Genomic DNA, 15,446 nt, shown 5'->3' with positions numbered 1-15,446 from the left:
TCCTCCCAGAGGCTGACCACCAAAACCAATACCCGCCGGTCCTCCCCCGGCGGGTGTTGTCGTTTTGGCGCCGCGCCTTCGATCTCGGGAGATAACTGCCCTAGTTCAGCGCGCCGCTATCCAGCACACCACGCTGCTTCCAGTCGTTGAGCCGGATGATGTCGGGCGCGCCACCCATCGGCGCATACCAGGAATCGACAACCCATTTGACGCCGTCGGGGGCCCGGATCACCGCCGTCCAGTGCGGATAGCGGCCATCGAGCAGGAAGCCCCTGGAATCGCGTGCCTCCACCTTGTGGTGGCGGAGCAGGCCGCGACGCGCGAGGTAGCGCAGCAATGCATCGGTATTGGTCGACTCATCGACGCAATCCATCTGTCCGCGTATTTTCGAGGCGCCGAACTCCGAGCGTGGCTGATCGCGCACGCCTGTCACCTGCTGCGCCCGCTTTTCGAAATAGCTGACTGCCCGGGCGATCGCCTTGCGCTCGGCCTCCGGCGTGGCACGGCCGGCAGCCATGATCGATGCCAACTTGCGGTCATCACCGAGGCCAAGATCGAGGCGCGAACGAAAGGCGCAGCCATAACCATGGCAGATGTCGATGGTTCTTGCTGGCGCGGCCACGGCCTCCGTGACCGGACCGCCGGCCATGATCGATATGAGGCCAGCAAAAAGGATGATCGTACGTCTCGTCATGGCGATATCCTAGTGACTGTCCCGCATCGGGCGCAACTCGCAAGCCGCCCAATCGTTGCATTCCCCTGGCCAAGGGATTATTCCGGCGCCATGAGCACAAAACCCATTCACATCATCGGCGGCGGTCTCGCCGGATCGGAAGCGGCATGGCAGGTGGCTTCGGCCGGCGTGCCTGTCATCCTGCATGAAATGCGCGGCGTGCGCGGCACCGACGCGCACAAGACCGACGGCCTGGCTGAGCTTGTCTGTTCCAATTCGTTCCGCTCGGATGACGCCGAAACCAACGCCGTCGGCCTGCTGCACGCCGAGATGCGGCTTGCCGGCTCGCTGATCATGAGCGCCGGCGACGCCAACCAGGTTCCCGCCGGCGGCGCGCTCGCCGTCGACCGCGACGGTTTCTCCAATGCCGTCACCGCACGGCTCGAAGCGCATCCGTTGATATCAATCGTGCGCGAGGAAATCACCGGCCTCCCGCCCGAGGACTGGGACCAGACGATCATCGCAACCGGCCCGCTCACCGCACCTTCGCTGGCCGAGGCGATCGCCGCCAGCACCGGTGCCGACGCGCTCGCCTTTTTCGACGCGATTGCGCCGATCATCCATTTCGACAGCATCGACATGAATGTCTGCTGGTTCCAGTCGCGCTACGACAAGGTCGGCCCCGGCGGTACCGGCAAGGACTACATCAACTGCCCGATGGACAAGGAGCAGTACGACGCCTTCGTCCAGGCGCTGCTCGATGGACAGAAGACCGAGTTCAAGGAGTGGGAAGGCACGCCCTATTTCGACGGCTGCCTGCCGATCGAGGTGATGGCCGAGCGTGGTCGCGAGACCCTGCGCCACGGGCCGATGAAGCCGATGGGCCTGACCAATGCGCACAACCCGACTGTGAAGGCCTATGCAGTTGTGCAGCTGCGCCAGGACAATGCGCTCGGCACACTGTACAACATGGTCGGTTTTCAGACCAAGCTGAAGCATGGCGAGCAGGTCAATGTGCTGCGCATGATTCCGGGGCTGGAAAACGCCGAATTTGCGCGTCTCGGCGGCCTGCACCGCAACACCTATCTCAACTCGCCGACCCTGCTCGACCCGACGCTGCAGCTCACGTCGCGACCGGGCCTGCGTTTTGCCGGCCAGATCACCGGTTGCGAGGGTTATGTCGAAAGTGCTGCCATCGGGCTTTTGGCCGGCCGCTTCGCCGCCGCCCAGCGCTTGGGACACCAGATCAGCACTCCACCCGTGACCACCGCCTTCGGTGCGCTGCTCAACCACATCACCGGCGGGCACATCGTCTCGAACGACGAGCCTGGCAAGCGCTCGTTCCAGCCGATGAACGTCAATTTCGGCCTGTTTCCGGTCATGGAAGCGCCGAAAGTCGAAGGCAAGCGCCTGCGCGGCAAGGAAAAGACCGTTGCCAAGAAGAAGGCGATGACGGCGCGCGCGCTCGTCGACTGCCGCGCCTGGCTCGGCCTTGCCCCCGCGGCACAGGCCGCAGAGTAGGCATCAGGCCATGGCGCTTGCGGAAACGCAACGGCTGACGCTCAGGGAAATGGAACGCGGCGACGCCGTCGCGATCCAGTCCGTCTTCAATGACGATTATGCCCATCGTTTCTATCCGGAGATGACGAACGAGGCCGCGGCGATCGAGTGGATCGACCGCAACCGCGAACGCTACCAGCGCGACGGTTTTGGCCTGTGGGCAATCATCGACAAGACCAGTGGTGCGCTGATCGGCGACTGCGGCCCGACCTGGCAGGATGCCGGCGGCACCCGCGTGCTGGAAATCGGCTATCACATAGCGTCGCAATGGCGCGGACGCGGCTACGCGCTCGAAGCCGCCCGCGCCGCCATGGCTTTCGGTTTCGCCAGGACCACCGAGCCCCTGATCGGCTCGATTGTCGCCACCGACAATGCGTCATCGGCCAGCGTCGCCCGGCGCATGCACCATGACGTCCGCTCCTACGTCAACGCCCGCGGGCTTGATCGATTCCTGTTCTTCACGCGGCGCGAGCGGTACGTCTCGTCCTAGCGCTCACGCGCGCGAGGTCACTCGCCAGGTATCGGCCCCGCTTCAGGCAGCCCCGGCTTGCCCGCTTCGCCGGGATTGCGCCTGACATAGGCGGCTTTCAGGCTTTCCGAGGTCTCGCGCGAGCCGTCATGGCTCCAGCCCGGCGGCATGAACAGGTAACCGAGGCGCTGGCGCAGGCTGAGCCCGGGCGCGAATGCGTCCTTGAACATGCCAATCCATTCATGGAAGGCGACGCGGACCGGATTGAAGGTGCCGATGTTGTGGACGATACCGTAGCGCGGCAGGTCCTCTTCCCGTTCCTCGACGAAAGTGCTGAACATGCGATCCCAGATGATCAGCGTGCCGGCAAAATTGGCGTCAAGGTAACGCGGGTTGGTGGCGTGGTGCACCCGATGATGTGACGGCGTGTTGAAGATGAACTCGAACCACGCCCACATCCTGCCGATGGCCTCGGTGTGGATCCAGAACTGCCAGACCAGGTTGAAGCCGAAGACGAAGGCGATAACCGCCGGGTGGAAGCCGAGCAGCACCAATGGCATCTGCAGGATGAACATGCCGGTGAACAGGCCGGTCCAGCTTTGCCTGAGCGCGGTCGACAGATTGTAGTGCTGGCTCGAATGGTGGTTCACATGCTCGGCCCAGACCCAGCGCACGCGGTGGGCGATGCGATGGTACCAGTAGTAGCGCAGGTCATCGAGCAGGAAGGCTGTGATGAACACCCAGAGCGACAGGCCAAGGTCGAAGACGCTGAATTGCCAGACCCAGAGCAGAGCCCAGTAGGACACGACGCCGAGCAAAAGGCCGGCAACCACGTTTCCTGTGCCCATCATCAGGCTCGTCAGCGTGTCACGCGTTTCGAAAGCGCCCTTCGCCCGGCCTGTGCGAACAAGCCAAAGCTCTATCAGGATCGCGATCACGAAGAACGGAATCGCAAGCTCCGTGACCTTGGGAAAATCGTAGTTCTCCATCACGCCTTATCCCCTTCGCCGCTTGCGCCTGATCTGCCCGAAAGCGCGGCGACCACAGCGCCGGCAGCCTCGGCATCCGTGAAGCGGAAGTCTCCGCCCTTCCAGGTGAAGTCGAGCAAGCTCAGCGCTACGGTCCTGTCATCGCGGACAGTTACGGCCGCCACATCGGCCCCGGTCACGATACGCGTGAGAAACTTGTCACCGATGCCGCGGACGATACCGACGGAGCCGTTGTCGAGCTGCAGGAACGCCGTGCCGCCGTCCTCGGTCAGCAGCACCGCGCGAGACGCGACATCAGGAAAGTCAGTGGCAAACCGCTGCAGCGCATGGTCCGTGCCCGCCAGCTGCGCCTTTGCACTGCCGCCGCTAAGATGCACGGCAGCCACTACCGCTGATATGCCGACGACGACCATCGCCACCAGAATTGGCAAGCTCATGATAACAGATGTCCTCCCGAAACCGCTCTCCAGGCGATTTCAGCGGCAGATTAGTATCGTTGACGTTTACGTCAACGATAGTCTAGCGCCACCCACGGGAAGCTGTCGCGACCATGGCGAAATGCTTGCGCAGCACAGACATGCCATCTTTGCCGCGCTCGACGCGGTCGAGATAGGCAGGCGTCAGCGCAATCGGCAGGAAGGCTGGCCGCAATGACTGCGGCAGCGCCTTGGCGCCGCGTTCGAAGGCACGGAGATGCTCGCGCGCCAAGGCAATCATCGCCTGGACGGCGACAGTCGATCTCTGGTCGTCGATGCCAGCGACGAACTCTTCCGGCGTCAGGCCGGCCGCAGCAAGGATGTCCCGTGGCACATAACATTGGCCGCGCGCCCGGTGCATCGGCAGCAGGCGCAGCAACCCTGCGATCGCCTGGGCGCAACCAGCATGGCCCGCAAGCTCCGCATGCTTCGGCGCGCCGTCGGCATCGAGCACCAGCGAAGCCAGTTGGATCAGCGCCGAGGCAGTCTCGCCGCAATAGCCCTCGAGGTCGGTTCGCGACGGCATCGGGTCGTCATAGAGATCGAAGATCCGGGCTTCGAGGTAGTTGTCGAAAGCCGCGACAGGCAGACGATAGGATTCGATCGCCGCCATCAAGGCTGAGGCGAGCGGATGTCCGGCGCCGGCTTCCCGACTGCCCGAGGCAATGACGTCGCGCCACCATTGCAGCCTGATCTCACCGGGCATCGGCTCGCTGACGCGGTCGCGGATGGCTGCAATCTCGGCGTTGAACGCATAGAGCGCCAGAAGCGCCGGCCGCTTGTCCTCGGGGGCGTAGAGCGCGGCAAGATAGCGGTCGCGATCGGCAACGCGCACCGTATCCATCAGGGCTTTCGCCGGGTCGTTTGCGCCGTGCACGTCAGTCGACAGCAATGAAGGCCGCGGCGGCGGCGCGATCTTCGGCAAGCAGCACGTTGTAGGTGCGCACCGCTGCCCCCGTCGACATCGGGTCGGCCGAGATTCCGGCGGCCTTCAGCGCGGCGCGCAACGCTTCCGGCAGGCGGCGCAACTCCTTACCCATTCCGACGAGCAGGATCTCCACAGCCCCTGCCTCGGCGAACAGCTTGTCGAAATCGGACGGCTGCAGCGCCTGCGCATCGGCCGGCTGCCAGCCATAGATGCCTGACGGCAGGCACAGGATCGATCCGCGATGCGACATGTCGGCGAAACGGAAGCCACCGTCGCCATAAGCGTCGACGGGCGCCCGTCCCGGGAAATGCGCCTCGCGGATGATCATTCCCGCCATGGCTTACGACTTGGTCGGCTGGGCACCGGCCGGCACGGCCGGCTTGCCCATGTCGTCCGCGCCTTCAGGCCGCAGCCTGAACAGGATGAGCAGCGGACCAGCGACGAAGATCGACGAGTAGGTGCCGACCAGGATGCCGAAGATCATCGCCAGCGTGAACGACTGAATGACCTCGCCACCGAACAGGTAGAGCGAAACCAGGGCCAACAGCGTCGTCACGCCGGTCAGCACGGTACGCGACAGCGTCTGGTTCATCGACAGGTCGAGCAGCTGCTCGATCGGCATCTTCTTGTACTTGCGCAGGTTTTCTCGGACGCGGTCATACACGACGACGGTATCGTTGATCGAATAGCCGACGATCGTCAGGATGGCCGCGATACTGGTCAGATTGAACTCGATGCCGGTTATGACATAGAGCCCGACCATCATCGTCACGTCGTGCACAGTCGCGATGATCGCACCGAGCGCGAACTGCCATTCGAAGCGGAACCAGATATAGATCAGCATCGCCAGCATGGCGGCGAGCACGCCGATCGTTCCCGACCAGGCCAGTTCGCTCGACACCGTCGGTCCAACCGATTCGACGCGCCGGAAATCGTACTCGGCGGAAAGCTCGCCGCGCACCTTCTCGACCACGCTCTGCTCGGCATTGTCGCCGGCATTCTGCCCCTCGACGCGGATCAGTAGCGTGTTGTTGGCGCCGAACTCCTGCACCTGAACGTCGCCGAGGTTGAGCTCGCTCAGCCTGGCGCGGACGGCGGCCGAGTCAGCGGTACCGCTCTTGGACTGCACCTCGATGCTGGTGCCGCCGCGGAAGTCGATGCCGTAATTCATCTCGATCGAGAAGAACAGCACGGCCGCCAGGATCGACGCCGCTGCGGACAGGGTGAAGGCATGGCGCCGCCAAGACATGAACGGATAGCTGGTGTTGTCGGGCACGAAGCGCACCAGGCCCTTGGGCAGTTCCTTGGGCTTGGCGCGGCGCAGCCAGATCGAAACCAGCCAGCGGGTCAGGGTGAAGGCGGTGAAAACGGTCGTCAAGATGCCGATGGCGAGCGTGACAGCGAAGCCGCGAACAGGACCCGAACCGAGATAGAACAGGATCAGGGCGGCGATGAAGGTGGTGAAGTTGGCGTCGACGATAGTCGCCAGCGCGCGGGCAAAACCCGAGTCCAGCGACTGTACCAGGGATCGGCCGAGTTGCCGCTCTTCGCGCACGCGTTCGTAGATGATGACGTTGGAGTCGACCGCCATGCCGACGGTCAGCACGATGCCGGCAATGCCGGGCATGGTCAGCGTGGCACCCAGGATGGACAGGATCGCGATGATGAGCGCCACGTTGGCGGCAAGCGCAATGTTGGCGATGATGCCGAGCGTGCCATAGGCGACCAGCATGAAGCCGACGACGAGGATGCCTGCGATGACCGAGGCGAACTTGCCGGCGGCGATCGAGTCGGCGCCAAGGCTCGGACCGACGGTGCGTTCCTCGACGATGGTGAGGTCGGCGGGCAGCGCACCGGCGCGCAGCAGCACTGCCAGATCATTGGCGCTTTCAGCGGTGAAGCTGCCGGAAATCTGACCCGAACCGCCGAGGATCGGCTCGTTGATGCGCGGTGCCGAGATCACCTGGTTGTCGAGGATGATGGCAAACAGGCGACCGACATTCTGCTGGGTGGCCTGGCCGAAGCGCGATGCGCCCTTGCCGTCGAAGCGGAAGGAAACGACGGCTTCCGAGGTGCGCTGGTCGAAGGTCGCCTGCGCGTCGGTCAGGTTTTCACCCGACACGATGACGCGGTTTTCGATCAGATAGGGAACGGGCGGATCGTCCTGCGAATACATGACCGTCGAGCCTGCCGGCGGGCGGCCCTGCAGGGCCTCCTGCGGCGACATCGACTGGTCGACCATCTGGAAGGTCAGCTTGGCGGTCTTGCCGAGGATTTCCTTGAGACGGGTCGGATCCTGAAGGCCCGGAACCTGGACCAGGATGCGGTCGGCGCCGGCGCGCTGGATGATCGGCTCGGTGGTGCCGAGCTCGTTGACGCGGCGGCCGATGACCTCGATCGACTGGGTCACGGCATTGTTGACGCGGTAGTCGATGCCGCCTTCGGTCAGCGTGTAGCGCAGAAGCCCGGCCTCGGGCTCCTCGAGCGACAGCTCGCTCACGGTACCGGTGCCGAACATGCTCGACGACAACGGCGCAACCAACGGCGCGAGCGCCGTCTTGGCCGCATCGATCTCGTTCACATCGCTGATGCGCACCTGCACCGTGGTGCCGGTGCCGGTCAGGCCGGTGTAGCCGATCTTAGCGTCGCGCAGCAGCGTGCGGATGTCGTCGCGGGTCGCCTGCAGGCGTTCATCGACCAGGTCCTGCCGGTCGATGGACAGCAGGATGTGCGAACCGCCCTGCAGGTCGAGGCCAAGCGTCAGTGCCCGCTTGGGAAACCACCCCGGAAGGGAATCGAGCTGAGACTGGGTCAGCATGTTCGGGATGGTGAAGAGCACCCCGAGGAGCACGACGGCCCAGATCGAGATTGTCTTCCAGCGCGAGAAATAGAGCATTTGGCCTCGTCCGATAAGGCGTGATCGCGGTGCTTATCGCCCGCCTACGATTACTTCTTGGCGTTCTGGTTGGCGATCGGCTCGCCCTTGACCCGAACGTCGGAAATCGTCGCACGCAGCGCCGTCACCTTGAGACCATTGCCCAGATCGATCTCGAGCTCGTGGTCGTCGATGACCTTGCTCACCTTGCCGACGAAGCCACCACCGGTGACGACCGTATCGCCGCGGCGGATCGCCGTAAGCATCTCGCCGCGCTTCTTCAACTGGGTGCGCTGCGGGCGGATGATCAGAAAATACATGACCACGAAGATCAGCACAAACGGCAAGATGCTGATGAGAACGTCGGGCGCTCCCGCGGTGGCGGCCTGTGCGTATGCCGGCGTGACGAACATGAATGTCTCCTGAGAAAGTATCGGGATACCGCACATCGGGACCCCGGAAATGTGCGCGGAATATAGTCGCTCATGCCACCAATGCAACTACGCTTGGCCCAAGCCGTGGCGCTTTTCCGCGCAATTTGAGCGTGTTACAGCGTCGCGCACAGGTAATGTCTAGAGACTAACGGGATCGGCCATGGAAAAGACCATCGAAGCGCTCAACTCCAAGCTGGATCTTCTGATCGCTGCGGTAACCAGGCTTGCGCCTCCGTCCGTCCCCGAAACCGACATCGCCACCGCCGACTGCTATGTCTGGGCGGCCGATCCGGGCTTTCTCGAACCCGTATTGCGGGTCAACCGCGTCGACATCGGCCTGATCAAGGGCGTCGACCGCGTCCGCGACATCCTCGTCGACAACACCGAGCGCTTCGCCGCCGGCCTGCCTGCCAACAACGTGCTTTTGTGGGGTGCGCGCGGCATGGGCAAGTCGTCGCTGGTCAAAGCAGCACATGCCACGATCAACGCCTCGGGCAAGACGGCAACGCCGCTCAAGCTGATCGAGATCCACCGCGAGGACATCGACACCCTGCCCAAGCTGATGAACCTTCTCAAGGCGGCGCCCTTTCGCTTCATCCTGTTCTGCGACGACCTGTCGTTCGACCATGACGACACCTCGTACAAGTCGCTCAAGGCGGCCCTCGAAGGCGGCGTCGAGGGCAGGCCCGCCAACGTCATCTTCTATGCAACGTCGAACCGCAGGCATCTCCTGCCGCGCGACATGATCGACAATGAGCGCTCGACGGCGATCAACCCGTCGGAGGCTGTCGAGGAAAAGGTCTCGCTCTCCGATCGCTTCGGCCTGTGGCTCGGCTTCCACAAATGCTCGCAGGACGAATATCTCGAGATGGTCAACGGCTATGCCCGTTACCACGGCTTCGACAATGATCCGGAGACCCTGCGCGCCGAGGCGCTGGAGTGGGCGACGACGCGCGGCAGCCGCTCGGGCCGCGTTGCCTGGCAGTTCATCCAGGACCTCGCCGGCCGCCTGGGCCAGCCGCTGAAAGACTGAACCCTCCAAACGAAAAATGCCCGGCCCTGGTCGGGACGGGCTGATATGGCGGGACTGATGGAGGTCACGCGACCCGCGCCGGCATCGATCCGAAAACCCCTTACGATTTTCGGAAAGCGATGCGTGGCTCCAGTGCCTATTCGAGGTAGCCGCTCGGATCGACCGGCGTGGAGTTCTTGCGCACTTCGAAATGCAGCTTCGGGGCATCGGTCGAACCGCTCATGCCTGACAGCGCGATCTCGTCCCCACGTTTGACCTTCTGGCCGCGCTGGACCTTGAGCGAGCTTGCGTGACCATAGACGGTGACGAGGCCGTTCTCATGGCGCACCAGCACCGTGTTGCCGAATTCCTTGAGCCCGTCGCCGGCATAGATGACGACACCGTTTTCGGCAGCCTTCACCGGCGTGCCTTCGGGCACCGAGATGTCGATGCCGTCATTCGACTTGCCGCCGCCCTTGCCGTAGTTGGAAACGACGCGGCCACGCACCGGCCAGCGCATGCGGTCGATACCGGTGGCATTTGGCGCTGCCTCGGCCGATTCCTCGGCCTGCTGCACCAGCTTGTCCTTCTTCGGCGGCGTGTAGGCCGCAACGGCGGGAGCTTCGGCCGCAGGCTTGGCCGCGGCAACGGCCGGCTTCGGAGCGGCTGTGGCAGCGGTTGCGGTAACGACCGGGTCGACGGCGGGTGCAGCCTTGGCAACAGTCGAGGTCGCGCCGCCAGCCGGCACCTTCAGCGTCTGGCCGATCCGGATGCGGCCGTCCTGCAGGCTGTTGGCCTCCTTGAGTGCCGCCGTCGACACGCCGAGCTTCTTGGCGATACGGTTGAGCGTATCGCCTTCGACGACCTTGTAGCCGCCGCCGGCACCTGCCGGCTTGGCATTGCTGTCGGTCGGCGAGCCGAGCTGCGCGGTTGCGGTTTCCTTGGTCTTGGGCTGCTGCGGCAGCACCGCAACCTTGTTGCTCGGCAAGGTGGCCGGCTGCGGATTTTTGCCCGGAACCTTGAGCGTATTGTCCTGCGCCGTCTGCGGCTGGGCTATCGCGCCGGTCGACCTATTGTCCAGCGCAGGTGCCAATGCCGGGGCTTGAGCCGGAGCCTGGGCGGTACGAACTGGAGCCGGAGCAAGCGCTGGCGCCTGGGCGACTGGTGCCGGCAGAGGCTGCGACGACACCGGCTGCAGACTGCCGCGACTGACCGAACCGGCACTGGCCGAGGCAACCGGCGTCGCCATCTGGGCATCGCCAGGGAATGGCTGCTGCTGCGGCTGCTGGTTGATGATCGAACGCTGGTTCGGCGTCGATGCGGTGAAGATGTCATCGACACCACCGCCGCCAAATCGCGACACTCCGGAACTGCACCCTGCGGCCATGCCGGCAACCAGCAGAACGGCGCCGCCGCGCGCCAGAGAGCGTCTATTCGCCTTCAAAATACTGAAACGCATCGCACTGACCCGCGCTTTACCCGATACCAACTAGGCTTGATTAAAGCGCGTTAATGTTACTGGCCGGTTAAGAGGATCAAATAAATCAAAAGCTTCGCCAGCTCGCGACAAGACGCTTTCCGAGGCGGGCTGAAGGCCCCGGCTGCGCGCAGATAGCAGCGATGTGGGTGGTGCCGACTTAGATGACGGCAGCGACGCCGCGGGCCAGCGGCTGCAGGCGGACGACGCCGAGGTCTTCGCGCTCGAAGCGGCTTCCGATCTTGGTCAGCTTGCACAACACCTGCTCGCCCTCTTCCGGGCCGATCGGCGCGATCATGGTGCCGCCGCTCGACAGCTGGTCGACGAACATGCGCGGATGGCTGTCGAAGGCAGCCCATACGACGATGCGGTCGAACGGCCCCTCGCCCGGCAGGCCGTTCGAACCGTCGGCCTGGCGGACCAGCGCATTGCCAAGGCCGAGCATCTCGAAGCGCTGGCGCGCCAGATCGGTCAGGGTTTTGAAACGCTCGACGGTGACGACCCGGCCGGCAAGCCGCGCCATGACCGCGGCTGTGTAGCCGGAACCCGTACCGACTTCGAGCACACGGTTTCCCTGTTCGATGTTGAGCGCTGATATGACCGCCGCCTGGAGATCGGCGCCTTCGATCGCCTCGCCACATTCGATCGGCAGCATGCGGTCCGACCAGGCGATGGAATGGAACTGGCCAGCGAGGAAGTCGCGACGGGGCGTTGCCTCGAAGGCGGCGATCAGATTTTTCGGAACGATGCCGCGCCCGCGCAGGCGAAGAAGAAAGGCGGCGAAGCCCTCACGGTCGTCCGGCATCATATTCATGCAATAGCCTTGGCCAATTGATCGCGCAGTTCATGCGCCGTCATGTCGAGCTTGAGCGGCGTGACCGAAATCTGCTTGTTGCGCACGGCGTGCAGATCCGTGCCCGGCTTCACCTCCGGCTCATCGCGGCCGAAACGCAGCCAGTAATATGGCAGGCTGCGGCCGTCGCGGCGCTCCTCAACCCAGATGCCGTAGGCAAGCTTGCCCTGGCTGGCGACCACAGGTCCGGTGACCTCTTCGGGCGGGCAATTCGGGAAATTGACGTTGAGCAGCACGCCGATCGGCAGTTCCGTGGCGATCAGCTTGCGCAGCAAGGCCGGGGCCAGCGCTTCGGCCGTCTCGTAAGGCACGATGCGTTCGTCGTTTTCATAGATATAGGCCTGGCTCAGCGCAATCGAGCGGATGCCGATCAGAGCACCTTCCATGGCACCCGCCACCGTGCCCGAATAGGTCACGTCATCGGCAACGTTGAGACCCGAATTGATGCCCGAAAGGATCAGGTCCGGCGGCTCTGGCAGGATCTTGCGGGCGCCCATGATGACGCAGTCGGTTGGCGTGCCGTTCACGGCATAATGCTTGTCGCTGATCTTGCGCAGCCTGAGCGGCTCCGAGATCGACAGCGAATGCGCATAACCCGACTGGTCGGTTTCCGGTGCCACCACCCAGACATCGTCCGACAGCTGGTTGGCGATCCGCTCCAGGACAGCCAGGCCTTCGGCGTGGATGCCGTCGTCGTTGGTCAGCAGAATGCGCATGTCACTTCGCTTCGATCTTGGTCAGGCCACCCATGTAAGGCAGCAGCGCTTCAGGAATCGTTACGCTGCCATCCTCGTTCTGGTAATTCTCGATGACGGCGATCAGCGCGCGGCCGACGGCAACGCCCGAACCATTGAGCGTGTGCACGAAACGCGTGCCCTTCTCTTCCTTCGGACGGTAGCGGGCATCCATGCGGCGCGCCTGGAAGTCGCCGCAGACCGAGCAGGACGAGATTTCACGATAGGTGTTCTGGCCGGGAAGCCAGACCTCGATGTCGTGTGTCTTGCGCGCGCCGAAGCCCATGTCACCGGTGCACAGAACCATGGTGCGGAACGGCAGGCCGAGGCGCTTCAGCACCTCTTCAGCGCATTCGGTCATGCGGTCGTGTTCGGCCAGCGCACTGTCGGCGTCCGTGATCGAGACCAGCTCGACCTTGTAGAACTGGTGCTGGCGCAGCATGCCACGCGTGTCGCGACCGGCAGAGCCTGCTTCCGAACGGAAGCACGGTGTCAACGCCGTCATGCGCAGCGGCAGCTGCTCGTTGGCCAGGATTTCCTCGCGCACCAGATTGGTCAGCGGCACCTCGGCGGTCGGGATCAGGCCGAGCCGGCTCTCGCCATGCGGCACGAAGAACAGGTCTTCCTCGAACTTGGGCAGCTGGTTGGTGCCGAACAGCACCTCGTCACGCACCAGAAGCGGCGGCTGCACTTCGGTGTAGCCGTGTTCCGACGTGTGCAGGTCGAGCATGAACTGACCGAGGGCGCGTTCGAGCCGGGCCAGCTGGCCCTTGAGCACGGTGAAGCGCGCCCCGGACAGCTTCGCGGCGCGCTCGAAATCCATCAGGCCGAGCGCCTCGCCGATCTCGAAATGCTCCTTCACCCAGTTCGGGCGCGGCAACACCTTGCCGACGGTGCGCAGCACGACATTGCCGGTTTCGTCCTTGCCGACGGGCACGTCTTCGAGCGGCACGTTGGGGATCACGGCCAGGGCTGCGTCGAGCGCCTTGTCGAGCTCGCGCTCGCGGCCTTCGCCATCCTGGATGAAGCCCTTGATCTCGGCGACTTCGGCTTTCAGCTTCTCGGCAAGGGCGGAATCACCATTGCGCATGGCGTTGCCGATCTCTTTCGAGGCGGCGTTGCGGCGCTCCTGCGCCTCCTGCAACTTCGAGACATGGGCGCGCCGCGCCTCGTCCTTGGCGATCAGGTCCTCGACCGCCGACTTTGCCGCATCCGCCGACTGACTGCGCTTCATCAGCGCTTCGATCAGATCTTCAGGGTTCTCGCGAATCCATTTGATATCAAGCATTTATAAGGTTCCGGTCGCGGCAGTTGTCGAACGACCGCGCCGGCGGATCGGGCTGTCAGCCGGCCTTGTCGGCGCTGCCTGTGCCTTCGAGCGAAGTGGATGCTGCTTGCGATTGCGGGGCCGCGGCACTGTCGTCCGCATCCTGCTTTTCGCGCGCCACACGTTCCTGTTCGCGCTTCTTTTCGATCATCCGGGCGGTCCAGATGGAAATCTCGTAAAGAAGGATCGTGGGAAGGGCAAGGCCGATCTGGCTTACCGGATCGGGTGGGGTGAGCACTGCCGCAACCACGAAAGCGATGACGATCGCCCATTTGCGCTTGTCGGCCAACCCTTGCGAACTGACCATTCCGACCCGCGCCATCAGCGTCGTCACGACGGGCAGCTGAAACACCAGGCCGAAGGAGAAGATCAGCGTCATGATCAGGCTGAGATATTCCGACACCTTGGGCAGCAGAGAAATCTGCACCTGGTCGTCGGTGCCGGCCTGCTGCATGGCGAGGAAGAACCACATCACCATCGGCGTGAAGAAGAAATAGACCAGCGACGCGCCCATCAGGAACAGCACCGGCGAAGCGATCAGGAACGGCAGGAAGGCCGCGCGCTCGTTCTTGTAGAGACCGGGTGCAACGAACTTGTAGATCTGCGAGGCAATGACAGGGAATGCAATCACCAGGCCGCCGAACATGGCGAGCTTGATCTGCGTGAAGAAGAATTCCTGCGGCGCGGTGTAGATCAGCTCGACCTTGTGCGGATCGAGCCCGGCCCAGTTGGTCGCCCATTTGAACGGGATGACCAGCAGGTTGAACAGCTGCTTGGCAAAGAAGAAGCAGACAAGGAAGGCGATGAAGAAACCGCCGATGGACCACATCAGCCGGGTGCGCAATTCGACCAGATGTTCGATCAGCGGCGCCGAGGACTTCTCGATTTCGTCGTCTTCGGCGCTCACGAGGCTTTTCCTGCTTTGGTCGTCTTGGCGGTCTTTTTGGGCGCAACAGCCTTGGCCGATGCAGCCTTGGCTACCGGCGCCTTAGCCGGAGCGGACTTGGCCACGGGTGCCTTGGTCGTTGCTACCGAAGCCTGGGCTTTTGCGGCAAGCTTGGGCGCGGCAACAGCTTTAGCCGCGGCCTTGGGCTTGGTCGCTGCCTTCGGCTCTTCGGCTTTGGCTGCAACCGCTGGCGCAGGAACAGGCGTGGCCTTGACCTCGGCGGCCGGAAACACCGGTGATGTGGCAGGCATCGCGTCCGGCCCGGCAACGTCTGGCATGACGGTTGCGCCGTTCTTCAGCGGTTCGGCCCGATGCGTTGCGTCCACGGCAGGATCAGCCGACGGCGCCGGCTGTGACGGCTTCATCGCCGCGTCGAGGCCGGCACGCACATCGGAAGCCGCCTGCTCGAAAGGATTGAGCTGCTTCCTGATCTGCTGCGCGGGGTTGAGACCGCGCAGTTCGTCGACCGACTTCTTGACGTCGTCGAGCTCGGCTTCCTTCAGCGCCTCATTGAACTGGCGCTGAAAATCGCCCGCCATGGAACGAGCCTTGGCCGTCATCCGCCCCATTGTGCGGAGCATCTTAGGCAAATCCTTGGGGCCGACGACCACGATCATGACGACCGCGATCACCAGCATTTCGGTCCAGCCGATTTCAAACATGTCGGTGCGATCCGGCTAGCAAGAGACGATG

General features: G+C 63.7%; 16 protein-coding genes. 3 read left to right on the top strand and 13 right to left on the bottom strand.

Annotated elements, in window-relative coordinates; genetic code table 11:
• Positions 1-100: 100 nt before the first annotated feature.
• Positions 101-694, bottom strand: coding sequence for a hypothetical protein (locus tag HNQ95_RS11630; RefSeq protein ID WP_083948569.1), 594 nt, complete (start codon positions 692-694; stop codon positions 101-103).
• A 90-nt stretch (positions 695-784) separates the two neighbouring features.
• On the opposite strand from HNQ95_RS11630, the gene trmFO reads away from it, so the two are divergent.
• Both trmFO and HNQ95_RS11620 read left to right on the top strand, forming a co-directional pair.
• Positions 785-2,194 carry a methylenetetrahydrofolate--tRNA-(uracil(54)-C(5))-methyltransferase (FADH(2)-oxidizing) TrmFO gene (gene trmFO, locus HNQ95_RS11625; protein ID WP_182574083.1) on the top strand — a complete coding sequence of 470 codons (1,410 nt, stop codon included), beginning with the start codon at positions 785-787 and terminating at the stop codon, positions 2,192-2,194.
• A gap of 10 nt (positions 2,195-2,204) precedes the next feature.
• On the top strand, positions 2,205-2,723 hold the full coding sequence (locus HNQ95_RS11620; protein ID WP_154384059.1) for a GNAT family N-acetyltransferase: 519 nt from the start codon (positions 2,205-2,207) through the stop codon (positions 2,721-2,723).
• Between the two features lie 17 nt (positions 2,724-2,740).
• Here HNQ95_RS11620 and HNQ95_RS11615 read toward each other — a convergent pair whose 3' ends face one another.
• From HNQ95_RS11615 to yajC, 6 genes are all read right to left on the bottom strand, one after another.
• Positions 2,741-3,691, bottom strand: a complete 951-nt coding sequence (locus tag HNQ95_RS11615; RefSeq protein WP_154384058.1) for a sterol desaturase family protein — start codon at positions 3,689-3,691, stop codon at positions 2,741-2,743.
• Positions 3,691-4,128, bottom strand: coding sequence for a hypothetical protein (locus HNQ95_RS11610; RefSeq protein WP_067961640.1), 438 nt, complete (start codon positions 4,126-4,128; stop codon positions 3,691-3,693). Before HNQ95_RS11610 ends, HNQ95_RS11615 begins: the two co-directional genes overlap by 1 nt.
• An 82-nt stretch (positions 4,129-4,210) precedes the next feature.
• Positions 4,211-5,011, bottom strand: coding sequence for a phytoene/squalene synthase family protein (locus tag HNQ95_RS11605; protein WP_067966476.1), 801 nt, complete (start codon positions 5,009-5,011; stop codon positions 4,211-4,213).
• A 34-nt stretch (positions 5,012-5,045) separates the two neighbouring features.
• Positions 5,046-5,432, bottom strand: a complete 387-nt coding sequence (locus HNQ95_RS11600) for an Mth938-like domain-containing protein (RefSeq protein WP_154384057.1) — start codon at positions 5,430-5,432, stop codon at positions 5,046-5,048.
• A gap of 3 nt (positions 5,433-5,435) precedes the next feature.
• Positions 5,436-7,991, bottom strand: coding sequence for a protein translocase subunit SecDF (gene secDF, locus HNQ95_RS11595; protein WP_067961636.1), 2,556 nt, complete (start codon positions 7,989-7,991; stop codon positions 5,436-5,438).
• Between the two features lie 50 nt (positions 7,992-8,041).
• On the bottom strand, positions 8,042-8,383 hold the full coding sequence (gene yajC / locus HNQ95_RS11590; protein WP_067961635.1) for a preprotein translocase subunit YajC: 342 nt from the start codon (positions 8,381-8,383) through the stop codon (positions 8,042-8,044).
• Between the two features lie 181 nt (positions 8,384-8,564).
• On the opposite strand from yajC, the gene HNQ95_RS11585 reads away from it, so the two are divergent.
• Positions 8,565-9,437 carry an ATP-binding protein gene (locus HNQ95_RS11585; protein ID WP_154384056.1) on the top strand — a complete coding sequence of 291 codons (873 nt, stop codon included), beginning with the start codon at positions 8,565-8,567 and terminating at the stop codon, positions 9,435-9,437.
• A 136-nt stretch (positions 9,438-9,573) separates the two neighbouring features.
• Here the strand turns inward: HNQ95_RS11585 and HNQ95_RS11580 are convergent, their stop codons facing one another.
• From HNQ95_RS11580 to tatB, 6 genes are all read right to left on the bottom strand, one after another.
• Positions 9,574-10,875 carry a M23 family metallopeptidase gene (locus HNQ95_RS11580; protein WP_154384055.1) on the bottom strand — a complete coding sequence of 434 codons (1,302 nt, stop codon included), beginning with the start codon at positions 10,873-10,875 and terminating at the stop codon, positions 9,574-9,576.
• 178 nt (positions 10,876-11,053) lie between these two features.
• Positions 11,054-11,707 (bottom strand): protein-L-isoaspartate(D-aspartate) O-methyltransferase, encoded by a 654-nt coding sequence (locus HNQ95_RS11575; RefSeq protein WP_154384054.1) that lies wholly within the window; start codon positions 11,705-11,707, stop codon positions 11,054-11,056.
• Positions 11,704-12,462: a 5'/3'-nucleotidase SurE gene (gene surE, locus HNQ95_RS11570; RefSeq protein WP_067961627.1), complete on the bottom strand. Its 759-nt coding sequence runs from the start codon at positions 12,460-12,462 to the stop codon at positions 11,704-11,706. The genes HNQ95_RS11575 and surE overlap by 4 nt, the downstream gene beginning before the upstream one ends.
• Before the next feature lies 1 nt (position 12,463).
• Complete coding sequence (serS, locus tag HNQ95_RS11565; RefSeq protein ID WP_154384052.1) at positions 12,464-13,768, bottom strand: serine--tRNA ligase; 1,305 nt, start codon at positions 13,766-13,768, stop codon at positions 12,464-12,466.
• Between the two features lie 55 nt (positions 13,769-13,823).
• Positions 13,824-14,714: a twin-arginine translocase subunit TatC gene (gene tatC / locus HNQ95_RS11560; protein ID WP_182574084.1), complete on the bottom strand. Its 891-nt coding sequence runs from the start codon at positions 14,712-14,714 to the stop codon at positions 13,824-13,826.
• Positions 14,711-15,415: a Sec-independent protein translocase protein TatB gene (tatB, locus tag HNQ95_RS11555; RefSeq protein ID WP_154384051.1), complete on the bottom strand. Its 705-nt coding sequence runs from the start codon at positions 15,413-15,415 to the stop codon at positions 14,711-14,713. Before tatB ends, tatC begins: the two co-directional genes overlap by 4 nt.
• Positions 15,416-15,446: the final 31 nt, after the last annotated feature.

Source organism: Aminobacter ciceronei (assembly GCF_014138625.1).
Lineage (GTDB): Bacteria > Pseudomonadota > Alphaproteobacteria > Rhizobiales > Rhizobiaceae > Aminobacter > Aminobacter ciceronei.
This window is presented reverse-complemented; position numbering and strand designations above follow the sequence as displayed.